This window comes from Stenotrophomonas forensis (assembly GCF_028752115.1).
Lineage (GTDB): Bacteria > Pseudomonadota > Gammaproteobacteria > Xanthomonadales > Xanthomonadaceae > Stenotrophomonas > Stenotrophomonas forensis.
In genome coordinates, this window is sequence record NZ_CP082270.1 from 390760 (window position 1) to 413169 (window position 22410).

The following is a 22410-nucleotide window of genomic DNA, read 5'->3' on the forward strand; positions in this document are numbered from 1 at the left end:
GTCATCAGGAATCTGTCGGGGGTGGGGCGGTGTGGGTGGGCAGGACCGTTGGCACCATGGATGGCGCCATCGAGCCCCCATGGATGGGTTTACGGCGTGTCCTGCCCACCCACATCGTCCCGCCAAACCGTCAGCAGTCCAGAGCCGCATTGGCTTCGGCCGTTGCTTGAAGCCTCCGCGGGTGCAGGGTGCAACCCTGCCGATACCCTTACACTGGCCGCCTTCTCATCCCTGCCCACCCGATGAACCTTCCCCTGCACTTCGGCCTGCTCGGCACCCTGGAAGCCGGCGCCATCGCCCTGCTGGTCGGCCTGCTGGTGTACTTCCTGTGGTCGCGCCTGTGCCGGCTGCTGCACTGGTCGGTGGGCCATGCGATCGGCTGGTCGTGCGTCATCTCGGTGGTGATCTCCACCGGCATCGATGCGTGGAAGCTGTTCTACATGGGCATCGTGCGGCTGGAGTCGCCGCTGTATGCGCGCCTGTTCCTGTCCACCATCCACGATCCGAACGAACTGGGCAGCCGCGTGGTGCTGGAAATCGCCGGTGCGCTGGCCGGTGTCGCCTTGGGATGGGTGATGTTCAGTTCGCGGTCATTGGAAAAAACCGTCGACTGACGCAGGTTTTTCGTTGCCTGCCGGTTAAATCCTGCTGCGCTGAATGCGCAGCTTATGAGCCGCTCACTCCGCCCTAACCAGCGTGCTAATGCATGCGCGCGGGCCAGTGGTTAATCGTGCGTGTTCACGCAGGTCGCGCCGCAAAATCGATTCAGAAACGCGGTGGCAGGGTAGGTGCCGTGCGGAAACAACACGCCGCGCAACACCACCCAATCGGTAGGAGACACCCCTGATGACTATTCGCAACCGCAAGCCCCTGATCGCCCTGATCGTCGCCGCCGGCAGCGTGCTGGCCATCCCGGCGATGGCCCAGTCGGCCAAGCAGCAGGCCGCGCAGGCGCAGAATGAAGCCGCGCAGGCCCAGCAGGCGGCGGCACAGGCCGGGCAGGCGGCTGACCAGGCCACCAACGCGGCCGCAGCGGCCTCGGCACAGGCCAATGGCGGTGGTCAGACCTGGGCCAGCATCGACACCGATGGCAACGGCACCATCAGCAAGAGCGAGGCACAGGTGAACGCGGGCCTCGCCCAGGTGTTCGACCAGGCCGATACCAACAAGGACGGCGAGCTGAGCGCCGATGAGTACAAGGCCTACGTGGCCGCCCAGCAGGCCGGCGCAGGTGCCGGCGCGGCGCAGGGCCGCTGATCCACACCTGATTCGGGAAAACCGGTGCATGGAGACCCGGGCGGCTACGGCCGCCCGGGTTTTTCCCGTCTGTCGGGCCGCTGTATCCTTGGCGGATGAATACCCCCACGCCTGCGCCGTCGCGCGCCATCGGCCTGGTTGGTTTTGACGGTGATGACACGCTGTGGAAGAGCGAGGACTACTACCGCAAGGCCGAGCAGGATTACCTGGACCTGCTGTCGCGCTATGTCGACGTGCACGACACCCAGACCGCCCGCCACCTGCTGGAAGTGCAGCAGCGCAACCTGGCCGTGTTCGGCTATGGCGTGAAGGGCATGGTGCTGTCGATGATCGAAGCGGCCATCGACATCACCGGCCAGCGCATCGATGCCAAGGACATCCAGCGCATGCTGGACATCGGCCATGACACCCTGCGCCACCCGGTCGAGCTGATCGACGGCGTGCGCGCATCGGTGGCGGCCATTGCCGAACAGTACCCGGTGGTGCTGATCACCAAGGGCGATCTGTTCCATCAGGAAGCCAAGATCAAGGTGGCCAACCTGCGCGAGCTGTTCCCGCGCATCGAGATCGTCTCGGAGAAGGACCCGGAAACCTACGCGCGCGTGCTGGCCGAGTTCGACCTGCCGATGCAGCGCTTCGTGATGGTGGGCAACTCGCTGCGCTCGGATATCGAGCCGGTGGTGACCCTTGGCGGCTGGGGCGTGCATACCCCGTACGCGGTGACCTGGGCCCACGAGACCCAGCACGGCGTGGCCGACGACGAACCGCGCATGGTCACTGCCGATACCGCGCACGATTGGCCGGCCGCGCTGGCGGCGATCGAGGCCAAGGCGGCGGCGGCCTGACAGGGGCGGGCGGCTGCGGCAGAATCGGGGCATGAACGTCCGACTGCGCGCACTGATGCTGTCCCTGCTGCTGGCGCCGGCCACCGTGCTGGCCCAGCAGACCGCCGAGCGCTCGGCGGCTTACACCGTGGAAACCGGTGACAGTTGGGTGGATGCCCAGCTGCAGGACATCAACCATTACGCCGAACGCTATCCCGACGCCTTCCTCGACGAAGTATCGCGCTATGCCGGCGTGCCGCGCGGCTACATCAGCGCCTTGTTCTCCATCCACGGCTGGCAGGCCGGGGATATCTATTTCGCCTGTTTCTGGGCCAAGGCCAGCGGCCAGACCTGCCGCGACAGCGTGCGCGCCTTCAGCCAGAACCCGGAGGGCGGCTGGGAGGCGGTGGTCAAGCGCATGCCGCGCGCGCCGGACAACCTGCATTACCGAGCGGTGCGCCACGCCATCGTGGCCAGCTACCAGCACTGGGACCGGCCGATCACCCTCGATGCCACCCTGAAGCGCCAGCTGAAGCGGTAGTGCCGGTGGCCGGCAATTCCTGTACTCCAGGCATCCAGAGGTTGCCGGCCAGCGGCCGGCACTACCGATTTCCTTCATGTTGCTCTGCATATCGCCGCCGCCGCGCGCTCCGGCGACAATACGGCTTCGAGCTGTTCCCCGTTCCCGTAATCGAGTGACTGATGAGCGCCTCTTTCGTTTCGCCTGATGTGATCCGCCGCCTGTTCGCCCAGGCCATGTCCCGCATGTACCGCACCGAAGTGCCGCTGTACGGCACGCTGGTGGAACTGGTGGAGCGGATCAACGCGCAGGTGCTGGAGCAGGACCCGGCGCTGGCCGCGCAGCTGCAGCGCAATGACGAGCGCGCGCGCCTGGACGAGGAGCGCCACGGCGCGATCCGCGTCGGCACCGTGCAGGAACTGGCGACGCTGCGCCGCCTGTTCGCGGTGATGGGCATGTTCCCGGTCGGCTATTACGACCTGTCGGTGGCCGGCGTGCCGGTGCACTCCACCGCGTTCCGGCCGCTTACCGGTGCCGCGCTGGCGCAGAACCCGTTCCGCGTGTTCACCTCGCTGCTGCGCCTGGAACTGATCGAAGACGAAGCGCTGCGTGCCGAATCGGCGCGCATCCTCGAACGCCGCCGCATCTTCACCGAGGGCGCGCTGGCACTGATCGACCAGGCCGAGCGTGACGGTGGCCTGTCGCAGGCCGACGCCGAACGTTTCGTCGAAGAGGCGCTGGAAACCTTCCGCTGGCACGGCGACGCCACCGTCGACCTGCCGACCTACCACGCCCTCAACAAGGCGCACCGGCTGGTGGCCGACGTGGTCAGCTTCCGTGGCCCGCACATCAACCACCTGACCCCGCGCACGCTGGATATCGACGCGGCGCAGGCGGCGATGATCGAGCACGGCATGGCCGCCAAGGCGGTAATCGAAGGCCCGCCGCGCCGTGCCTGCCCGATCCTGCTGCGCCAGACCAGCTTCAAGGCACTGGAAGAAGCGGTGCATTTCCCGGACAGCGAAGGCGGTGATGCCGGCACGCATACCGCGCGCTTCGGCGAGATCGAGCAGCGCGGGCTTGCGCTGACCCCGAAGGGGCGCGCGCTGTACGACCAACTGCTGTCGCAGGCACGCGATGCCGGTGGCGAAGGCAGTACCGGTGGCGACTATGGCCAGCGCCTGCAGGCGGTGTTCGCCAGCTTCCCGGATGACCATGACACGCTGCGCCAGGAAGGCCTGGGCTACTACCGCTACCAGCTGACCGACGCCGGCCGCGCCGCGCCGGAACGCGTGGCCGATCTGCCGGCCGAAGTGCTGGTGGCCACCGGCCTGGCCACCGCCGACCCGATCGTCTACGAGGATTTCCTGCCGGTCAGCGCTGCGGGCATCTTCCAGTCGAACCTGGGCGGCGAAGAACAGCGCGCCTATGCCGCCCACGCCAACCGCGAGGCCTTCGAGCAGGCGCTGGGCGTGGCGGTGAATGACGAGTTCGAGATCTACGAGCGGCTGCAGGCCGAATCGCTGGCGGCGCTGCGTACCGCGTGAAGGTAGAGCCGGCCGCTGGCCGGCTGTTCTGGGGAGCCGGCCAGCGGCCGGCTCTACCAGTGTTCGCGGGCCTCAGCCCTTCATCGTGCCGGTATCCAGCCAGCGCTGGTGCCACGACAGCGCTTCCGGCAGCAGGTGCGGGGTGTGCTTGCCGTAGCTCTCGCGGCTGGCACGGTCGAAGTAGTCCTGCAGCTGCGCGCGGAAATCCGGATGCGCGCAGTTGTCGATCAGTACCTGCGCACGCTTGCGCGGGGTCAGCCCACGCAGGTCGGCCAGGCCCTGTTCGGTGACGATCACCGACACGTCGTGCTCGGTGTGGTCGACGTGGCTGGCCATCGGCACGATCGCCGAAATGGTGCCGTTCTTGGCGGTGGACGGGCTCAGGAACGCGGACAGGAAGCCGTTGCGGGCAAAGTCACCCGAACCGCCGATGCCGTTCATGATCCGCGTGCCCATCACGTGCGTCGAATTGACGTTGCCGTAGATGTCCACTTCGATCATGCCGTTCATGCCGATGCAGCCGAGGCGGCGCACCAGCTCCGGATGGTTGGAGATCTCCTGCGTGCGCATGATGATGCGCTCGCGGTAGAAATCGATGTGCTCCTTGAACGTCTCGTTGGCCTGCGGGCTCAGCGCGAAGCCGGTGCACGAGGCATAGCTCAGCACGCCGTCGCGCAGCAGGTCGAGCATGCCGTCCTGGATCACCTCGGTGAACGCGCCCAGGTCGCGGAAACCACTCTTGGCCAGGCCGGCCAGCACCGCGTTGGGGATGTTGCCCACGCCCGACTGCAGCGGCAGCAGGTTCGGCGGCAGGCGGCCCTTCTTCACCTCGTGCTTGAGGAACTCGATCAGGTGCGCGGCGATCTGCTCGCTGGTCGCATCGATCGGGCTGAACGGGCTGTTGCGGTCCGGGCCGTTGGTGCGCACCACCGCCACGATCTTGTCCGGGTCGCAGCGCAGCGCGGTGTCGCCGATGCGGTCGTTGGCGTTCACCAGCGGAATCGGCTTGCGGTGCGGCGGCAGCGCGGTGCCGTAGTAGATGTCATGCATGCCGTCGACGCCGGCCGGCTGCCATTCGTTGACCTCGACGATCACCTTCTTCGCCAGGTCCAGCCAGGTCTTGTTGTTGCCGACCGAGGTGGAGGGCACCAGCGAGCCGTCCTCGCGGATGGCCGACACTTCGATCACGGCGGTATCGATCTCGCCGTAGAAGCCGAACCACACGTGCTGGGCGACGTGGCTGAGGTGGATGTCGATGTAATCCAGCTTTCCCTCGTTGATGCGGTTGCGCGCATCCGGGTCGCTCTGGAACGGCATGCGCATGGCGATGCCATCGGCCTTGGCCAGCGCGCCATCGAGTTCCGGCGCGGTGGAGGCGCCGGTCATCAGCTTGATCTGGAAGGGATTGCCCTGGGCATGCACCGCTTCGATGCGGCGCGCCAGTTCGACGGGAACGGCCTTGGGATACCCGGAGCCGGTAAAGCCGCTCATGGCCACGGTTTCACCGGGCTGGATCAGCGCGGCTGCGGCCTCGGCGGAGACCACGCGGTCACGAAGACGCGCGTTGGCGATGCGATCAACAGACATGACGACAGTGTTTCTCGGGGGGAAACCCGATTATCGGCCATCCCCCGCCGTACGGGGGGTTCTACCTTCGTGGAATGGCTTTTCCCCACGGGGGTCACCCGAACCGGCCGGTTTTGTTTTGCAGTGCAGCGTGCAAAGTGCTTTCGCAGCCCGCACGATGGCCCTGCATCCCGACGTGGGGGAGGGAGCAGAGCCCGCTGGCAGTTCGCTGCAAGCGGGCTTTTTTATTGCCTGCCGCCCATTATGAATACGCGGCATCCATTATCGGTAGTGCCGGCCGCTGGCCGGCAACCTCTTCACCCTTACCGGCCAGCGGCCGGCACTACCGGGTCCGTTGCGCCCCGACCGGGTCGATACAATCGGGCCATGACCCTCGCCCCCGCTGAACTGCCCGCTACCCTGCAGCCCCTTGTCGACCGTGCCCTGTCGCGATTGGCCCAGGTGCTGCCCGAGCCGATCCCACCCGACCTGCAGCCGCTGCTGACCCGGCTGGCGGTGGCCAGCGACTTTGCCCTCGACACCCTGGTTCGCCAACCGGCGCTGTTGGCGCAGCTGGCCGCGCCCGGTTGCCCGCCGATTCCCGCGCCGGTGCTCGACCCGCTGCAGCCCAGCGACTGGCCTTCACAGTTGCGGCGCTGGCGCACGGCGATGTCGACGCGGTTGATCTGGCGCGACCTGGCCGGCCTGGACGACGTGGCACAGACCCTGGCCGGCGCCACCACCCTGGCCGAAGACTGCCTGCGGCTGGCGCTGGACGCGCTGCAACAGGAATTCGCGCAACGCCACGGGGTCATCCGCGATGACCACGGCCAACCCATGCAGCTGGTGGTGTTCGGGCTCGGCAAGCTGGGCGGTGGCGAGCTCAACTTCAGTTCCGACATCGACCTGGTCTACGCCTACCCGCAGGGCGGCGAATCCGACGGCCCGCGCGCGCTGGCCGCCGAGGAGTACTTCGCCCGCCTCGGCCAGCGCCTGGCCAAACTGCTGGACGAAACCACCGTCGATGGTTTCAGCCACCGCGTCGACCTGCGCCTGCGCCCGTTCGGCAGCGCCGGCCGCGTTGCGCTGTCGTTCGCGGCGATGGACCAGTACTTCCAGCGCGAGGGCCGCGACTGGGAGCGCTATGCGTGGTTGAAGGCGCGTGCCGTGGCCGGCGACATCGAGGCCGGTGAAGCGTGGCTGCAGACCCTGCGCCCGTTCGTGTACCGCCGCTACCTGGATTTCACCGCGCTCGACGGCCTGCGCGAGATGAAGGCGGCGATCACTGCCGAAGTTGCGCGCCGTGAACTGCACGAGGACATCAAGCGGGGTGCCGGTGGCATCCGCGAAATCGAGTTCCTGTGCCAGGCACTGCAGCTGATCCGCGGCGGCCGTGAACCGGCACTGCGCGAGCGTCGTCTGCTGGTGGCGTTGGAGGCACTGGTGGCGGCCGGGCAGATCGCGCCCGAGGATGGCGCCGCGCTGCGCGAGGCCTATCTGTTCCTGCGCAGGCTGGAAAACCGCCTTCAGATGCTGCGCGACGCACAGACCCATGTGCTGCCCAGCGACACGCTGGACCGCGAGCGCATCGCCGTCGGCCTCGGTTATCCGGATTGGGAGGTGCTGCGCGCGGCGCTGGCCGAACAGCAGCAGCGGGTCAGTACCGAATTCGCCGCGCTGCTTGCACCGCGCAAGGGCCAGGCCGCGCCCGATGCGTTGGCCAACTACTGGCGCAGCCTGCCCGACGGCAGCAATGCGCCGCTGCTGGCCGAAGCCGGTTTCCTCGATGCGAACGGCGCCGACCAGTCGCTGCGCGATTTTGCCCAGGGCAGCGGTGTGAAGTCGTTGTCCGATGCCGCGCGTGCGCGCCTGGACCGCGTGCTGCCGGCGCTGCTGCACGCGGCCACGCGCTCTCCGCAGCCCGATGCCGCGCTCAAGCGCGTGCTCGGCCTGCTGCAGGCGGTGCTGCGCCGGACCAGTTATCTCGCCCTGCTGGACGAACAACCCAGCGCGCTGGCGCGGCTGGTCGATGTGCTGGCGCGCAGTGCACTGCTGGCCGAGCGGCTGGCCGCCTATCCGCTGCTGCTGGATGAGCTGCTGGACGTGCGCGTGTCCGGGCCGATGCCCGATGCCGCCGGCATGCTGGCCGAGTGCCAGCAGGTGTTGTCGGTGGAAGATCCCGAATCCGCGCTGCGCTGGCTCAACGAGACGCGGCTGGCGCTCAGCTTCCGCATGGCGATGGCCACGCTGGATGGTCGCCAGGGCGCGGTGGACAGCACCCGGCAACTGGCCGAGCTGGCACAGGCGGTGGTGATCACCGTGCTGGCGATGGCCGAGGCGGACATGCGGGCTGCACACGGTGAGATTCCCGGTGGGCGCTTTGCGATCATCGGCTACGGCAGCCTCGGCGGCCTGGAGCTGGGCTTCGGTTCCGATCTGGATCTGGTGTTCCTGCACGACAACCCGGCCGGCGTGGACGCCAGCGATGGCGCGCGCCCGCTGGAGCCGGGGCGGTGGTATGCGCGCCTGGCGCAGAAGGTGATGGCGCTGCTTGGCGCGGTCACCGCCGCCGGCCGCCTGTACGACATCGACGTGCGCCTGCGCCCGGATGGCGGTAAGGGCTCGCTGGTGTCTTCGCTGGCCAGTTACACCGACTACCAGCGCGAACGCGCGTGGACCTGGGAACACCAAGCGCTGGTGCGCGCGCGTGGCGTGGCCGGCGATGCCAGCCTGCTGGCCGCCTTTGAGCAGGTGCGTGCGCAGACGCTGGGCCGCGAGCGTGATGCCGGTGTGCTGTATGCCGACGTGTTGAAGATGCGCGGGCGCATGCGCACCGAACTGGACCGCAGCGATGCCGCGCGGCTGGACCTGAAGCAGGGCGCCGGTGGCGTGGTGGATCTGGAATTCCTGCTGCAGACCGGCGTGCTGGCGCGCAGTGCGCAGGTGCCGGCGCTGCTCGAGCCGCGCGACACACCGTCGTTGATCGATGCGCTGGGCGCCGCCGGTTTCCTGCCCGAAGCCACCACGCAGGCGCTGCACACCGCGCACGCGACGTTGTTGGAGGTTGGCTTGGCCTGCACGCTGGATCGGCGGCCACGGCTGGCACCGACCACCCCGGCCATTGAAGAGGCGTGTGCGGCGATCACTTCGGCGTGCGTTGAAGCGAAGCTGCCGTTCGCCTGACAGGCAGCGATGGCTGGGCAATGGCCTGCTTCTGGTGGGTGCCAACCTTGGTTGGCACAGGCCATCAGGGTTCATGACTCTGGCAATGGCCCGCCCTTGATAGGTGCCGACCGTTGGTTGGCACAACCCATCAGGGTTCATGACCCCGGCAACAGCGTGCCGACCAACGGTCGGCACCCACCAGAGCAATGGCCCGGCGATGCCCCGCTGTTGGTAGGTGCCAACCTTGGTTGGCACAACCCATCAGGGTTCATGACCTCGGCAACAGCGTGCCAACCAAGGTTGGCACCCACCAGAGAAGTGCGGTCAGCTGGTGGCGCGCAGCGGCGCCATCTTCCACAGCAGTGCGCGGAACGGGGCCAGCAGGCACACGCCGATCGCCAGCTTCACCGCCAGGTCGCCTGCGGCCCAGCTGACCCACGGCAGGGTCGAACCGGCAAACGCGATCGACCAGAAAATGGTGGTATCCACGGTGGCACTGCAGGTGGTTGCCACCATCGGCGCGCGCCACCAGCTGCCACGGCGCAGGCGGTCGAACACGGTGATGTCCAGCAGCTGCGCCACGATGAACGCCGAGCATGAAGCAATGGCGATGCGCGGCGTCGCCACCCAGATCGACAGCAGCACCGCCACCAGGAACCCGATCCACGCCACGCGGCGGGCCGGGCCCGGGCCGAAGCGGCGATTGATCAGGTTGCTGACCAGGAACGCGACCGGATAACTGAAGGCGCCCCAGGTCAGCCAGTCATTGATCGGGTACTGCACCAGCACGTTGGACAGCAGCACCACCACGCCCATCGCCAGCACCGCCAGCACCAGGGCGCGCGGGGTCAGCGGGGCAAACACAGGGGCAGGACGCACGGACATGGCGAGCCAGGGGAATAAAGGGGATCGCCCATTATCCGCCCGGCCCGCGGCAAATCCAAAACCGGTCGTTCAGTTTTACAGCGCTTCGCTCATCACATCGCCAGCGGCATACGCGGTCGGCACGTAGGCCAGGGTCTGGCCCTGTGCGCTCTTCACGTTCCAGCCAGCGCCGGCTTCGGTGGGGTCGAAATGCACCTGCTGGCCCACCACGAAGGCGGCCGTCGGGTTTTCGCCCTCTGGCTGCACGGTCCAGCGCAGGGTGGCGGTGTGGTCGGCCTTGTCCGGCACCTGCAGCTGCACCTGGCGCTCGCCCTCCGGCGTGGTCTCCACCTTCTTCACTTCCATCGGCGGCAACGGCACCGCCTTGGTGCGGGTGGCCTTGCCGTTGCGCTCGCTGGCCTTGAACGGCGCCTTGGACAGTTCGGACAGGCCCATCGAAGCCGCCATCGGCAGCGACAGCACCACGAACGAGGTCACGATCACGCTGGCCTGGCTGCTGTTCAACTGCGGCGCAGCGCCCGCATGGACGGTGGGCACCAGCAAGGCGGAAAGCAGCAGGGCAGAGGCGGGAACGCGCAGGCAACGGAACATGGGACCTCCTGGTCGCCAGAAAAAGGGGATGAAATTCACGGGGTGGCCGCGGCCGCACCGGCCACCGGCACATGGGGAATCACCAGTTCCTGCTGCAGCTGGCTGCGCTGGTGCAGGAAGTCGAACACCGATTCCACCGTCACCACCGAGTAGTTGCCGGAGATGCGTTCGCTGGCCGGATGATCGGTGGTGGTGGCGTTGGCCACGAAAAGGCGCGCACCCACGCGCTTGCCCAGGCCGATGTGCAGCACGCTGGGCTGGTACTTCTGCTGGCGCAGCCACTGCTGCGCCTGTTCGCGCTTGACGATGGCCGGCGCGCCCTCGCTCTGCGCCATCGCCGCGGCGAGCACTTCCAGCACCCACTGGTTGGAGTTCTGGTAGTCGGTGGCGAACGGGTAGGCCACCACGTTGTACTTCGATTCGTGCAGTGCCTTGGGCTGGATCGAGGGCGATACCAGCATCGCCCGCAGTGCCGCACGCAGCGGCGCGGACGGCACGCCGATGCGCAGGTCGGTATGGCCACCGCTCTCGCCGACGAAGTTGCCCAGGCCCTCGTGGTACAACTGCGAACTGTCGGTCTTGCAGCGGTTGAGCAGGTGCATCGCGCGCCAGCGGCCGTCGTCCTCGCGCAGCAGGAAGGCCAGGTGGCTGTGGCGCAGGCCATAGCGGCTCAGGTCCTGGCCACCGCGCGCGGCCACCACCACGTCCACATCGGGCAGCGCATCGAGGCGTTCGGCGGTGGTCCAGGCCACATCCAGCATGGCGGCCTGTGCGGCCACGCTGGGGAAGCGCTCGCGGCACTCGGTGCTGTTGGCCCAGGCCGCTGCGGTCGCCAGCAGGCTGGCGATCAGCAGCGCGGCGCGCGGCAGGCGATAGAAACGATCCATGTCGGTACCTTCAACGGCGGTGAGGGCCGCGTGCCGATCATACGCCGGTCAGCGCAGCGGGCGGTCCACGCCCTTGCGCTTGAGTTCGCGGTCGCAGGCGTCGCTGATGGGTGCCACCGGCAACGGCGGGCGCTGGCCCTTCGGATCGCGCAGCGCCGGTTGTTCGCGGTACGCGTCCAGCTGCTGCTGGCATTGGTAGGAGATCGGGTCCAGCTCGGTGGGCGACGTGGAGCACGCGGCGAGCAGGGCCAGCGGCAGCAGGAGCAGGGTGCGCATGGAGGCGTTCAGTCCGATCGGAAACACCGGACTCTAACCGTGCGGCCCAATCGAGATGTTCAAAAATCGCTGGGCGATCAGATGGTGCCGGCCAGCGGCCGGCACTACCTTGATGCCAGGCGCTGGTTCACCTCCGCGGCGATCCGCGCGGTTTCGCGCAGCGGTTCGATGCGGTCGTACTGCCAGTCCAGCCAGCGTTCCTGCAACCGGCCGCGTTCGCGCAACTGCTGCTGGAAGCGTGCCAGCCGTCCCTGTGCGGTAGCCGCCAGCGCCACCATCACCGGCATGCGCGTGGCACAGGCTTCAGAGAGCAGGTTTACCGAGTCCGGCGAGACCACCACGCGGTTGGCCCAGCCGAGCAGGCCGCCATACGGATTCACTCCGTCGCCGCCATCGCCCCAGATCACGTGAGGCAGGTCGGCGAAGGTCGCACGCAGGATCTCGGCCAAGGCCGGTGGCGTGCGCCGCGAGGTGGTGGCCAGCAGGCTGCCTCCCTCGCTGCGGATCTGCTCGGCCAGGGCGCGGAACACACCCACCATCGCCGGTTCGTCCCACGGCGCCAATGGCGTGGGCCCGCCCACCAGCAGCGCGGTGCGCGGGCCGGGCAGGGTGCTGAAGCCGGCGAACGCGGCGCGGCCCCAGGCCAGCCAGTCGTCGTCCACCGGGTTGAGGCTGCCGAGCAGGGTCAGCACGTTGCTGCCGCGCAGGGTGTCGTGTTCGGGCACCACCACCACATCCCAATGGCGGGCACTGATACGCGGATCGAGGATCTGCACCACCTGGCTGCCGCGCGCACGCAGCACGCGCAGGGCACCGGCGGCCTGGCGGCCACAGCCGATCGCCAGCGCCGGGGCCTCGTCGGCCAGCGTCGCGAAGGCCTCGCCATAGCCGTTCACATCGCCGGGCAGGCGCCGCGGCGACAGCCAGCGCCACGGCGCGCGCGGCTGCAGCACCAGCGGCCGATGGGTGCCCTGGCGCAGCGCCGAGGCCAGCGCAGCCGCCTGGCGGACATTGCCCGCGCGGCCGTCAGTGACCGTCCAGGGTGCGCTCGATCGTTTCACCATTGGCATTAATTCGTTTCAGCCCTGCTGGGTGTTGCAACAGTCGCGACACTCTACACTGCGGCTCGTCGATTCGCCCCGCGCCGCCCGCGGGCACTGACTTCCCTTCGCCGCCCTGGAGATCCACCGATGTCCCACGCGCTCGACGCTGCTGCCCTCGATCAGCTGTTCCGCACTGCCCGTACCCAGAACGCCTTCCTCGACAAGCCGGTTCCGGCCAGCCTGCTGCAGGAACTGTACGACCTGGTGAAGTGGGGCCCGACCGCGGCCAACACCACGCCGGCCCGCTTCGTCTTCGTCACCTCGAAGGACGCCAAGGCCAAGCTGGCCCCGGCCCTGTCCGAAGGCAACCATGACAAGACCATGGCCGCCCCGGTCACCGTCATCATCGGCTTCGACCTGGACTTCCACGAAAAGCTGCCGTACCTGTTCCCGCACGCCGATGCCAAGGCCTGGTTCGACGGCCCGCAGGAAGGCCGCCACGAAGCCGCCATCCGCAACGGCAGCCTGCAGGGCGCCTACCTGATCCTGGCCGCGCGCGCGCTGGGCCTGGATGCCGGCCCGATGTCCGGCTTCGATGCGGCCAAGGTGGACGAGGCGTTCTTTGCCGGTACCTCGATCAAGTCGAATTTCCTGGTCAACCTGGGTTACGGTGACCCGGCGGGCCTGTTCCCGCGTCTGCCGCGCCTGTCGTTCGACGAAGCGGCGCGCATCGCGTAAGTCGCTGTATCGGTTTCGGGCCGTCACCTTGGCGGCCCCTGTTGCACCCACCCTACGATCCGGAGAGTTCCTCAGATGAGCGCCACCCGTAAACTGCTGCTGCCGCTGGCCCTGACCCTGGCCATCGCCGCCTGCTCCAAGCCGGCCGACACCGCTGCCCCGGCCGCGGATGCCGCCGCCCCGGCCACCACCGAACAGGCTGTTGCCCCGGCCGCCGATGCCGCCGCTGCCGCGCCGGCGGCCGAAGCGATCAAGATCGCCTCGGGCACCTACAAGCTGGACCCGAGCCACACCGACGTGCTGGCGCAGTGGAGCCACTTCGGCTTCTCCAACCCGAGCGCGCACTTCGGCAACGTTGAAGGCACCCTGGTGTACAACGCCGAAGACGTGACCAAGTCCACCGTGGAAGTGAAGCTGCCGCTGAGCGGCCTGAACAGCTTCACCGCCAAGTTCGACGAGCACCTGAAGAGCGCCGACTTCTTCGACGCCGCCAAGTTCGCCGATGCCACCTTCAAGAGCACCAAGGTGGAAGCGGCCGGCACCAACAAGCTGACCGTCACCGGCGACCTGACCATCAAGGGCATCACCAAGCCGGTCACCCTGGACGTCACCGTCAACGGCGGCGGCGAGCACCCGATGGCCAAGGTTCCGGCCGCCGGCTTCGATGCCACCACCACGCTGAAGCGCAGCGATTTCGGCGTCGGCGCCTACGCCCCGAACGTCAGCGATGAAGTGAAGATCCGCATCACCACCGAAGCCACCGGCGAAAAGCCGGCCGCTTGATGCACCCCGCTCACTCGTCGTGAGAAGGCAGAAGGCCCGCTGAAAAGCGGGCCTTCTTTTTGGGTTCCGGTAGAGCCGGCCGCTGGCCGGCTGCACGCGAGGTGCCCGATGTGGATGGGGTTGCCGGCCAGCGGCCGGCACTACCCGGTAGATGCCAACCTGCATTGGATGGGTGCCAACCTGCATCGGGTGGGTGCGGACCGTTGGTCCGCACGATCCCTCAGCGCAGCGCGCCCAACCACGCTGCACACGCCTCGCTCGGGCTCTGCTTGGCTTTCACCGCCAGCCCGCTTACGCGCACGAAGGTCTGCGCGGCCTGCGCCACCACCTGGCGTGCGATCAACGCGGCCTGCTTGGTGGCGGCTTGCTGCTTGCGCAGCTGCACGATGTTGATCGAAGGCCGACCGACCGGTGCGTACTTCTGGTCGCGGCGCAGCACATCGGCCACCTGCGCCACTTCGAATTCGGCCTGCAGGTAGCGGTGCTGCGCTTCCACCAGCTCACGCAGCGGCACGCGCAGGGCGGCGGTGTCGGCGAAGGTGGCCAGCGCGGCATCGCACGCAGCGTCATCAGCGAAGCGGGTACGCAGCGCATCCACGCTGGCCAGGGTCAGTTTGGCCATGTGGGCCTCGTTGCTGCAGGAAAGGAGCGCGATTGTCGCATTGCTGGGCGTGCTCCGGGCCGGGAGGCCTCCGCTTTGGTAGAGTCGACTGTTGGTCGACTGCTCTTCGCGCGATGCCGGAAACCCCCGCGCTGCGCGCGATAGTCGGCTAACAGTCGACTCTACCTGGCTGGCATTCGCGTGCAGCCTACCCACGGAAGGAAGACCCATGCAGGACGCGCAGTACTGGTTGAACGAATTCTGGACGGGCCTGAGCGTGCTCGATCTTCTGGGCGGCAGTGTGCTCGGCACGCTGCTGGGCCTGGCGTTGGGCATCCTCGGCTGGCGCTGGCTGCACCGCCGCGGTTGGCTGCAGCGGCGCAAGCGCTGGCATCACTGGCTGCTGGCCAGCTACGTGGTGCTGCTGCCGCTGGCCACCGCCTTCTTCGGCCTGCAACTGGGCTTCACTGCCGGTGCGCACCGCGCGCTGTTCAAGCAGCTCGATCATTTCCAGCCGCACCTGCAGACGCTGGTGGAAGGCTGGAGCGAAGGCTTCACCGATTCGCTGGATGACCCGCGCATGCGCGAGGCCCTGCGCAGCCAGGGCACGGTGGGCGATGTCGCCGATATCGTGGCCTCGGCCTACCTCAGCGAGCATCCGCTGCCCGGCCTCGACCGCCTTGGCAACGGCCCGTTGGCGCGCGGCACCGGCTGGGTGATCGGCAAGGTGCGCGAAGGCCTGCTGCGCGGCATGGTGGAAGACACGCTGGTGGACAAGGCCGGCACGATCGGCCTGGAGCCCAAGGTGGTGCGCGAGGCGCTGACCATGCACGTCGATGAGCTGCTGCACACCCGTGGCGTGCTGCGGCTGGTGAAGGCGCAGATCAACGGCATGATGCCCGGTGTGTACTTCGGGCTGCTGCTGCCGCTGCTGGTCATCGCGCTGCTGGTAGCGCTGGAGATCTGGGCCGCGCGGCGGTTCGGGTGGACGCGGCAGGTGGCATCCTACGCGGTAGTGCCGGCCGCTGGCCGGCAGCTGCAGGTTCCTGCCGAAGGCTCATGAGGTTGCCGGCCAGCGGCCGGCACTACCCCCAGGCGACCGCCGATGGCCCCCTGTAGAGTCGAGCCACGCTCGACTCATCGCGCGCAGCGCGATGCGTGCGGGTTTCGGGCTGCTGCCGCTGCTGATCATCGCGCTGCAGGTGGCATCCAGCGTGGTAGTGCCGGCCGCTGGCCGGCAACTTCAGGTTCCTGCCGAAGGTTCATGAGGTTGCCGGCCAGCGGCCGGCACTACCCCCAGGCGACCGCCGATGGCCCCCTGTAGAGTCGAGCCACGCTCGACTCATCGCGCGCAGCGCGATGCGTGCGGGTTTCGGGCTGCTGCCGCTGCTGATCATCGCGCTGCAGGTGGCATCCAGCGTGGTAGTGCCGGCCGCTGGCCGGCAGCTGCAGGTTCCTGCCGAAGGTTCATGAGGTTGCCGGCCAGCGGCCGGCACTACCCCCAGGCGACCGCCGATGGCCCCCTGTAGAGTCGAGCCACGCTCGACTCATCGCGCGCAGCGCGATGCGTGCGGGTTTCGGGCTGCTGCCGCTGCTGATCATCGCGCTGCAGGTGGCATCCAGCGTGGTAGTGCCGGCCGCTGGCCGGCAGCTGCAGGTTCCTGCCGAAGGTTGATGAGGTTGCCGGCCAGCGGCCGGCACTACCGGTCAAAGGGCGTGCGGACCAACGGTCCGCACCCACCCAAGGGAAGTCAGCAACCACCCAGGGACGTCAGCAACCACCCAAGGGAAGCCCGCACCCACCCTCTCTTGCTCAATCGCCGTCGGTCTCGTCCGGGTGGGCCTTCCAGTAGCCGGTCGAGCGGATCCAGTCGCGCGGCACGCCCAGGTGGCCTTCGATGAACTTGCGCATCATCCGCGCGCGACGCGATTCGGTGGCGATCCAGTAGAAGACATCGCCGTCCGGTGCCTCGAAGTCGGTCAGCATGTCTTCCAGCAGCGTGCTGCTGGCCGCCGGGAAGCCGTTGCGCTCCAGCCAGTGGATGCGCACGTTCTCGTACTGCGGCAGGTCCTGGCGTTCGGCCTCATCGCTCACTTCGATGAATGCCTGCACCTCGGCGCCGTCCGGCAGCACGTCCAGCCAGCGGGCGATGGCCGGCAGCGCGGTTTCATCGCCAATCAGCACATAGGCGTCGTAGCTGTCGGCCACCACGAACGAGCCGCGCGGGCCGCCGATCACCAGCACGTCGCCGGCCTGCGCCTGCTCGGCCCACGGCCCGGCAATGCCCTGGTCGTGCAGCACGAAGTCGATGGCCAGCTCGCCGGTTTCGTGGTCCCACCAGCGCGGGGTGTAGTCGCGGGCCGGCGAGGGCTCCTTGCCTGCCGGGTAGCTGCGGCCTTCGGCGGTCAGTACCGGAAGCACCATCTCGCCCGCAGCGTTGGGGAAGAACAGCTTGATGTGGTCGTCGGCGCCGGGCGAATCAAAACCGGCCAGATCGTCGCCACCCAGCACCACGCGGCGCATGTGCGGGGTGACTTCCTCGGTGCGCAGCACGGTCAGTTCACGGAAGCGCACATCCAGGCGCAGGCGCGTGTTGTTGTGTTCGGTCATGGGGATACCTGTAAAAGGGTCGCGCGGGGGCGCGCGGCATGGGGGAGGACCTGGCTGGAGTCAGTCTGGCTGGGTCGTTGAAAGCGGTGATGTCTCGCTACCGGCGGTACCGTTCAGCAGGGCCGAGGCCCGCGTCAGCAGCGCCGCCACCTCGTCCGCCTCGCCCTCGGCCCAGCGGCCGTGGTGATGCACCAGCGCCCGCTTGAACTCGCGCAGGGCAGTGGCCAGCGGCGGCGGCAGCGAGGCCTTGGTGATCTCGCGGGCGCGGTCGAAGGCGCGTCGCTGCGCCAGCCGCACCTGGGTGCGCTGCACCTTCAGCTCGAACTCGCCGGCGGCGGTGATGCGGAAGATCCGCTTGCCGTCCACTTCCTCGGCCTCGATCCAGCCGGCCTGCTCGAAGCTGGCCAGCAGCGGGTACATGGTGCCGGCGCTGGGCGTATAGGCCTGCATGAACTGGTTGCTGATCAGCTGCATCAGCTCGTAGCCATGGCGCGGCTGCTCGCCGATCAGGGCCAGCACCAGCAGGCGCAGGTCGCCACGGCTGAGCACCCGCGGCTGGCCGTTGCGACGCGGCACCGCCGAATCGGTGGAACGGGCTCTGGGAGAGGGGGTACGGCTCATTTCGATATATCGGTAAACGAGTGTGCAAACGATATATCGATATATCGAAGCCGGCAATCATCGATCCGGCCACAAGCAATCCCGTTTTGGGCCACGGCCGGCCCCGCGCACAGAAAAAGGGGCGCCCCTTGCAGGGCGCCCCGGCGGTACTGTGGAAGGGAGCAGGGCGCCAGGCCCATCACTCGCGGCCCACGCTGGGCCCATCGGCGGCGCCGATCCAGTGGCGGCTGCGACATGTTGTCGCCGGTTCAGAACCACGCCCCGGCCTCCACCTACCGTGGTGCCGGCGTTGCCCTACAACCGTCATCGGCAGCGGTAACACTGCGTCCTGCACATGGCCGCAGCGGCCCGCAAGCGACAGCCCGCGCAGCCGCCAAGGCCCGCCGCAGGGCCATCACGGGCCCTTGCAAGCCCCTTGCGGACACTGGCCGGTTGCATCCATACGCCTGCGTAGCCAAGTGACGAAAGCCCTTGGTGCGCTACACTTTGCGGTCTAGAAATCTATACAACAGTCGCGCGCGTGCGTGCGGTTATGGGAGCGCTAATGAACTGGTTGAACGAGGTGCTGAACAACGACCCGAATCCTGTGGAAACCCAGGAGTGGATCGAGTCGTTGAAGGCCGTTATTGATGTCGAGGGCTCCGAGCGCGCGCATCAGCTGCTGGAAGGCATGGTGGAACTGACCCGTCGTTCGGGCGCCTACCTGCCGTTCTCTCCCACCACCGAGTACGTCAACACCATCGAGCCGCAGCTCGAGGCCAAGAGCCCGGGCAATGCCGAGCTGGAATGGCGCATCCGTTCGATCATCCGCTGGAACGCGATGGCCACCGTGGTGCGCGCCAACCGCAAGCCGGGTGACCTGGGCGGCCACATCGCCTCGTTCGCCTCCGGCGCCACCCTGTACGACGTGGGCTTCAACCACTTCTGGCGCGCCCCCAGCGAGAACCACCCGGGCGACCTGCTGTTCATCCAGGGCCACAGCGCCCCGGGCGTCTACGCGCGTTCCTTCCTGGAAGGCCGCATCAGCGAAGAGCAGCTGGACAAGTTCCGCATGGAAGTGGACGGCGGTGGCCTGTCCTCGTACCCGCACCCGTGGCTGATGCCGGACTACTGGCAGACCCCGACCGTGTCGATGGGCCTGGGCCCGCTGGCCGCCATCTACCAGGCGCAGTTCATGCGCTACCTGGAAAACCGTGGCCTGATCGAGAAGTCCGACCGCAAGGTGTGGTGCTTCATCGGCGACGGCGAGAGCGACGAGCCGGAAACCCTGGGTGCCATCGCCCTGGCCGGCCGTGAAGGCCTGGACAACCTGATCTTCGTGGTGAACTGCAACCTGCAGCGCCTGGACGGCCCGGTGCGCGGCAACGGCAAGATCATCCAGGAACTGGAAGGCGTGTTCCGTGGCGGCGGCTGGAACGTGATCAAGCTGCTGTGGGGCGGTTACTGGGATGCCCTGCTGGCCAAGGACAGCGACGGCGTCCTGAAGAAGCTGATGATGGAAACCGTCGACGGCGAATACCAGAACTGCAAGGCCTTCGGCGGCGCGTATACCCGCGAGCATTTCTTCGGCAAGTACCCGGAAACCGCTGCGATGGTCGCCGGCCTCAGCGACGACGACATCTGGCGCCTGAACCGTGGTGGCCACGACCCGCACAAGGTGTACGCCGCCTACCACCAGGCCGTGAACACCAAGGGCATGCCGACCGTCATCCTGGCCAAGACCGTGAAGGGCTACGGCATGGGCAGCGCCGGTGAAGCGCTGAATCCGACCCACCAGACCAAGAAGCTGGACGACGAAGCGGTGCGCCACTTCCGCGACCGCTTCAACATTCCGGTGACCGACGCGCAGCTGGCCGACGGCCAGGTGCCGTTCTACCACCCGGGCCCGGATTCGCCGGAAGTGCAGTACCTGCAGGAACGCCGTGCCGCGCTGGGCGGTTACCTGCCGCAGCGCCGCCGCAAGGCCGACAAGACCTTCGTGGCGCCGAAGCTGGAAGCCTACGACCGCCTGCTGAAGAGCAGCGGCGAGCGCAGCTACTCCACCACCATGGCGTTCGTGCAGAGCCTGAACATCACCCTGCGTGACAAGGAACTGGGCCCGCACATCGTGCCGATCGTGGCCGACGAAGCCCGTACCTTCGGCATGGAAGGCCTGTTCCGCCAGATCGGCATCTACGCGCCGTTCGGCCAGAAGTACAAGCCGGTCGATGCCGACCAGCTGATGTTCTACCGCGAAGACCAGAGCGGCCAGGTGCTGCAGCAGGGCATCAGCGAGCCGGGTGCGATCAGCTCGTGGATGGCGGCCGGTACCAGCTACTCGGTCAGCAACGTGCCGATGCTGCCGTTCTACATCTACTACTCGATGTTCGGCTTCCAGCGCGTGGGCGACATCGCCTGGCAGGCCGCCGACATGCGTACCCGCGGCTTCCTGCTGGGCGGCACCGCCGGCCGCACCACGCTGAACGGTGAAGGCCTGCAGCACGAAGATGGCTTCAGCCATCTGGTGGCCGGTGGCATCCCGAACGTGCGCAGCTACGACCCGACCTTCGGCTTCGAAGTGACGGTGGTTCTGCAGCACGGCACCAAGCGCATGATGGAAGACCAGGTGGACGAGTATTACTACGTCACCCTGATGAACGAGAACTACACCCACCCGGAAATGCCGGAAGGTGCGGCCGAGGGCATCGTCAAGGGCATGTACCTGCTGACCGACGCCGGCAAGCCGAAGAAGGGCGAGCTGCGCGTGCAGCTGCTGGGCTCGGGCACCATCCTGCGCGAAGCCATTGCCGCCGCCGAACTGCTGGACAAGGACTTCGGCGTGACCGCCGACATCTGGAGCTGCCCGAGCTTCAACGAACTGCGTCGCGATGGTTTCGACGTGGAACGTGCCAACCGCCTGCATCCGGAAGGTGAACAGCGCAAGGCCTACGTGACCGAGCTGCTGGAAGGCCGCCAGGGCCCGGCGATTGCCGCCACCGACTACGTGCGTGCGTATGCGGACCAGATCCGTGCGTTCGTGCCGATGTCGTATACGGTGCTGGGTACGGATGGCTTCGGCCGTTCGGATACGCGTGCGAACCTGCGCCGGTTCTTCGAGGTGGATCGCTACTACATCGCGCATGCCGCGATTGCGGCGCTGGCGAAGGAAGGGAAGATGACCGCGAAGGATGTGGCCCGGGCGATCAAGCAGTACAAGATTGATCCGGAGAAGGCTAATCCTGTTGGGGTTTGATCCCTTCAGCGGTTCAATGAATCGAAAGGGCGGCCGTGAGGCCGCCCTTTCGCGCTATAAATGTCAAAATTCCTCCCCGTCTCAGCCCCTGCGAACGGGATCCCGCAAGCTCGCCACCGAAGTCCCTAAGGCCAGGCGAGTGGCACAAGACACAGTAAGAAAATGAAGAAAAAGAGTGGCGAACCCAAAACCAAGCAAGCCGGTCCCAGCGTAATTTCGCTGTTCTCCGGTTGCGGCGGAATGGATTTCGGAATCAAGGCCGCTGGTGGCAACATCGTCTTTAGCAATGACATCCTGACCGATGCTTGCAAGACTCTGGAGAAGTATTTCCCTGAGACCAGGGTTACATGCGGTGATATCGCTGGAGTCACGAACTTCCCTCCAGCTGATGTGGTCGTGGGGGGGTATCCATGCCAATCGTTCTCCATGGCGGGGAATCGCGATCCGAAGAAGGATGCTCGAACCAACCTATACAAGGAGTTCCTCCGGGTGGTTGAGCTAGTGCAGCCTAAGTACTTCGTCGCAGAAAATGTTTCTGGACTGAAGCAGCTTGGTGAAGGAAGTTTTCTGGAAGAGCAGGAAAAGGCCTACAAGAAGGCTGGATATGAGGTAACTCATCACCTTCTTAATGCTCGTGATTTCGGCGTGCCGCAGTCTAGAAAGCGCCTATTCATCGTAGGTGTCAGGAAAGATCTAGCTCAGAGGTTCACCTTTCCCGACCCAACCCACGGCAAAGCAACCAAGAAGTCACCGCACCTGCTGCCTTACACGTCTCACGGCGATGCCATCAAGGATCTTCCGCTCTGGCCTGCTGGTGAATTCTACGAGCGCCCACATGATCCGGCAGGCAATTTTTCGTGGTATTTCATGTCACGCAACCGAAAGGCAAAATGGGACGATCCTGCTTTTACTGTAGTGGCGAACTGGAGGCACATAACGCTCCACCCGGCTAGCCCAACTATGAAGTTGACTTGGTCAAATCTCGCCGATGGTTGGAAGCAGCGATGGGATTTTACCGGCGAGTACGATCATAAAGTGGAAGGCGAGGATCGGCACGTCCTTGAGGAGCCTCGGCGCCTATCCTGGCGCGAGTGCGCTCGAATCCAAACCTTTCCGAAAGACTTCGAGCCAATCGGTGATGTCGATTCTAAGTTCACCCAGATTGGTAACGCCGTTCCACCTAAATTGGCAGAGGTCATCTTCCGCCACCTTTTCTCGGGCGAAGGATTGATTGATTCAAAACGCAGTCGCAGGGAGAAATAA

General features: G+C 66.8%; 20 protein-coding genes. 11 read left to right on the forward strand and 9 right to left on the reverse strand.

Features of this window, described 5'->3' with window-relative positions; genetic code table 11:
- Window positions 1-242: 242 nt before the first annotated feature.
- From K5L94_RS01820 to hglS, 5 genes are all read left to right on the forward strand, one after another.
- Complete coding sequence (locus K5L94_RS01820; protein ID WP_053448606.1) at window positions 243-614, forward strand: hypothetical protein; 372 nt, start codon at window positions 243-245, stop codon at window positions 612-614.
- 232 nt (window positions 615-846) lie between these two features.
- The gene (locus tag K5L94_RS01825; protein ID WP_004153928.1) at window positions 847-1257 is read left to right on the forward strand and encodes an EF-hand domain-containing protein; all 411 of its coding nucleotides are present in this window, start codon (window positions 847-849) and stop codon (window positions 1255-1257) included.
- 95 nt (window positions 1258-1352) lie between these two features.
- A complete protein-coding gene (locus K5L94_RS01830) occupies window positions 1353-2102 on the forward strand; it encodes an HAD family hydrolase (RefSeq protein WP_274511887.1) in 750 nt (249 codons plus the stop codon).
- A 31-nt stretch (window positions 2103-2133) separates the two neighbouring features.
- Window positions 2134-2622, forward strand: coding sequence for a hypothetical protein (locus K5L94_RS01835; RefSeq protein ID WP_274511888.1), 489 nt, complete (start codon window positions 2134-2136; stop codon window positions 2620-2622).
- Between the two features lie 161 nt (window positions 2623-2783).
- Window positions 2784-4148, forward strand: coding sequence for a 2-oxoadipate dioxygenase/decarboxylase HglS (gene hglS, locus K5L94_RS01840; protein ID WP_274511889.1), 1365 nt, complete (start codon window positions 2784-2786; stop codon window positions 4146-4148).
- A 72-nt stretch (window positions 4149-4220) separates the two neighbouring features.
- Here hglS and scpC read toward each other — a convergent pair whose 3' ends face one another.
- Window positions 4221-5735, reverse strand: coding sequence for a succinyl-CoA:acetate CoA-transferase ScpC (gene scpC, locus K5L94_RS01845; RefSeq protein ID WP_274511890.1), 1515 nt, complete (start codon window positions 5733-5735; stop codon window positions 4221-4223).
- Between the two features lie 366 nt (window positions 5736-6101).
- Here scpC and glnE point away from each other — a divergent pair, with 366 nt between their 5' ends.
- A complete protein-coding gene (gene glnE / locus K5L94_RS01850; RefSeq protein WP_274511891.1) occupies window positions 6102-8897 on the forward strand; it encodes a bifunctional [glutamate--ammonia ligase]-adenylyl-L-tyrosine phosphorylase/[glutamate--ammonia-ligase] adenylyltransferase in 2796 nt (931 codons plus the stop codon).
- Between the two features lie 306 nt (window positions 8898-9203).
- Here the strand turns inward: glnE and K5L94_RS01855 are convergent, their stop codons facing one another.
- The 5 genes from K5L94_RS01855 to K5L94_RS01875 form a co-directional block, all read right to left on the reverse strand.
- Window positions 9204-9764 carry a queuosine precursor transporter gene (locus tag K5L94_RS01855; protein WP_180880388.1) on the reverse strand — a complete coding sequence of 187 codons (561 nt, stop codon included), beginning with the start codon at window positions 9762-9764 and terminating at the stop codon, window positions 9204-9206.
- A 75-nt stretch (window positions 9765-9839) separates the two neighbouring features.
- Window positions 9840-10355: a hypothetical protein gene (locus tag K5L94_RS01860; protein ID WP_197565056.1), complete on the reverse strand. Its 516-nt coding sequence runs from the start codon at window positions 10353-10355 to the stop codon at window positions 9840-9842.
- 35 nt (window positions 10356-10390) lie between these two features.
- A complete protein-coding gene (locus tag K5L94_RS01865; protein WP_274511892.1) occupies window positions 10391-11242 on the reverse strand; it encodes a DUF2145 domain-containing protein in 852 nt (283 codons plus the stop codon).
- A 48-nt stretch (window positions 11243-11290) separates the two neighbouring features.
- On the reverse strand, window positions 11291-11518 hold the full coding sequence (locus tag K5L94_RS01870) for a hypothetical protein (RefSeq protein WP_049457909.1): 228 nt from the start codon (window positions 11516-11518) through the stop codon (window positions 11291-11293).
- 104 nt (window positions 11519-11622) lie between these two features.
- Window positions 11623-12582: a mitochondrial fission ELM1 family protein gene (locus K5L94_RS01875; RefSeq protein WP_274511893.1), complete on the reverse strand. Its 960-nt coding sequence runs from the start codon at window positions 12580-12582 to the stop codon at window positions 11623-11625.
- Window positions 12583-12708: 126 nt separating this feature from the next.
- Here K5L94_RS01875 and K5L94_RS01880 point away from each other — a divergent pair, with 126 nt between their 5' ends.
- A complete protein-coding gene (locus tag K5L94_RS01880; RefSeq protein WP_274511894.1) occupies window positions 12709-13299 on the forward strand; it encodes a malonic semialdehyde reductase in 591 nt (196 codons plus the stop codon).
- 75 nt (window positions 13300-13374) lie between these two features.
- Entirely contained in the window at window positions 13375-14082 is a 708-nt protein-coding gene (locus K5L94_RS01885) for a YceI family protein (protein WP_274511895.1), read from the forward strand.
- 220 nt (window positions 14083-14302) lie between these two features.
- On the opposite strand, the gene K5L94_RS01890 is transcribed toward K5L94_RS01885, so the two are convergent.
- Window positions 14303-14704 carry a hypothetical protein gene (locus tag K5L94_RS01890; protein ID WP_164086172.1) on the reverse strand — a complete coding sequence of 134 codons (402 nt, stop codon included), beginning with the start codon at window positions 14702-14704 and terminating at the stop codon, window positions 14303-14305.
- A gap of 208 nt (window positions 14705-14912) precedes the next feature.
- Here K5L94_RS01890 and K5L94_RS01895 point away from each other — a divergent pair, with 208 nt between their 5' ends.
- A complete protein-coding gene (locus K5L94_RS01895; protein ID WP_274511896.1) occupies window positions 14913-15746 on the forward strand; it encodes a hypothetical protein in 834 nt (277 codons plus the stop codon).
- 750 nt (window positions 15747-16496) lie between these two features.
- Here the strand turns inward: K5L94_RS01895 and K5L94_RS01900 are convergent.
- Together K5L94_RS01900 and K5L94_RS01905 are read right to left on the reverse strand one after the other, a co-directional pair.
- Window positions 16497-17294: a siderophore-interacting protein gene (locus K5L94_RS01900; RefSeq protein WP_133936411.1), complete on the reverse strand. Its 798-nt coding sequence runs from the start codon at window positions 17292-17294 to the stop codon at window positions 16497-16499.
- A 60-nt stretch (window positions 17295-17354) separates the two neighbouring features.
- Window positions 17355-17915, reverse strand: coding sequence for a PadR family transcriptional regulator (locus K5L94_RS01905; protein WP_274511897.1), 561 nt, complete (start codon window positions 17913-17915; stop codon window positions 17355-17357).
- Between the two features lie 544 nt (window positions 17916-18459).
- Between K5L94_RS01905 and aceE the strand changes: the two genes are divergently transcribed.
- Both aceE and K5L94_RS01915 read left to right on the forward strand, forming a co-directional pair.
- Window positions 18460-21147, forward strand: a complete 2688-nt coding sequence (gene aceE, locus K5L94_RS01910) for a pyruvate dehydrogenase (acetyl-transferring), homodimeric type (protein ID WP_274511898.1) — start codon at window positions 18460-18462, stop codon at window positions 21145-21147.
- A gap of 162 nt (window positions 21148-21309) precedes the next feature.
- The gene (locus tag K5L94_RS01915; protein ID WP_274511899.1) at window positions 21310-22410 is read left to right on the forward strand and encodes a DNA cytosine methyltransferase; all 1101 of its coding nucleotides are present in this window, start codon (window positions 21310-21312) and stop codon (window positions 22408-22410) included.

Excerpts from the sequence above, each read along its gene's own strand:
- scpC (WP_274511890.1), bottom strand. The coding sequence starts at position 5,735 with ATGTCTGTTGATCGCATCGCCAACGCGCGTCTTCGTGACCGCGTGGTC.
- K5L94_RS01870 (WP_049457909.1), bottom strand. The coding sequence starts at position 11,518 with ATGCGCACCCTGCTCCTGCTGCCGCTGGCCCTGCTCGCCGCGTGCTCC.
- aceE (WP_274511898.1), top strand. The coding sequence starts at position 18,460 with ATGAACTGGTTGAACGAGGTGCTGAACAACGACCCGAATCCTGTGGAA.
- glnE (WP_274511891.1), top strand. The coding sequence starts at position 6,102 with ATGACCCTCGCCCCCGCTGAACTGCCCGCTACCCTGCAGCCCCTTGTC.
- K5L94_RS01880 (WP_274511894.1), top strand. The coding sequence starts at position 12,709 with ATGTCCCACGCGCTCGACGCTGCTGCCCTCGATCAGCTGTTCCGCACT.
- K5L94_RS01855 (WP_180880388.1), bottom strand. The coding sequence starts at position 9,764 with ATGTCCGTGCGTCCTGCCCCTGTGTTTGCCCCGCTGACCCCGCGCGCC.
- K5L94_RS01905 (WP_274511897.1), bottom strand. The coding sequence starts at position 17,915 with ATGAGCCGTACCCCCTCTCCCAGAGCCCGTTCCACCGATTCGGCGGTG.
- K5L94_RS01900 (WP_133936411.1), bottom strand. The coding sequence starts at position 17,294 with ATGACCGAACACAACAACACGCGCCTGCGCCTGGATGTGCGCTTCCGT.
- K5L94_RS01830 (WP_274511887.1), top strand. The coding sequence starts at position 1,353 with ATGAATACCCCCACGCCTGCGCCGTCGCGCGCCATCGGCCTGGTTGGT.
- K5L94_RS01820 (WP_053448606.1), top strand. The coding sequence starts at position 243 with ATGAACCTTCCCCTGCACTTCGGCCTGCTCGGCACCCTGGAAGCCGGC.
- K5L94_RS01875 (WP_274511893.1), bottom strand. The coding sequence starts at position 12,582 with ATGGTGAAACGATCGAGCGCACCCTGGACGGTCACTGACGGCCGCGCG.
- K5L94_RS01825 (WP_004153928.1), top strand. The coding sequence starts at position 847 with ATGACTATTCGCAACCGCAAGCCCCTGATCGCCCTGATCGTCGCCGCC.
- K5L94_RS01835 (WP_274511888.1), top strand. The coding sequence starts at position 2,134 with ATGAACGTCCGACTGCGCGCACTGATGCTGTCCCTGCTGCTGGCGCCG.
- hglS (WP_274511889.1), top strand. The coding sequence starts at position 2,784 with ATGAGCGCCTCTTTCGTTTCGCCTGATGTGATCCGCCGCCTGTTCGCC.
- K5L94_RS01890 (WP_164086172.1), bottom strand. The coding sequence starts at position 14,704 with ATGGCCAAACTGACCCTGGCCAGCGTGGATGCGCTGCGTACCCGCTTC.
- K5L94_RS01885 (WP_274511895.1), top strand. The coding sequence starts at position 13,375 with ATGAGCGCCACCCGTAAACTGCTGCTGCCGCTGGCCCTGACCCTGGCC.
- K5L94_RS01915 (WP_274511899.1), top strand. The coding sequence starts at position 21,310 with ATGAAGAAAAAGAGTGGCGAACCCAAAACCAAGCAAGCCGGTCCCAGC.
- K5L94_RS01865 (WP_274511892.1), bottom strand. The coding sequence starts at position 11,242 with ATGGATCGTTTCTATCGCCTGCCGCGCGCCGCGCTGCTGATCGCCAGC.
- K5L94_RS01860 (WP_197565056.1), bottom strand. The coding sequence starts at position 10,355 with ATGTTCCGTTGCCTGCGCGTTCCCGCCTCTGCCCTGCTGCTTTCCGCC.
- K5L94_RS01895 (WP_274511896.1), top strand. The coding sequence starts at position 14,913 with ATGCAGGACGCGCAGTACTGGTTGAACGAATTCTGGACGGGCCTGAGC.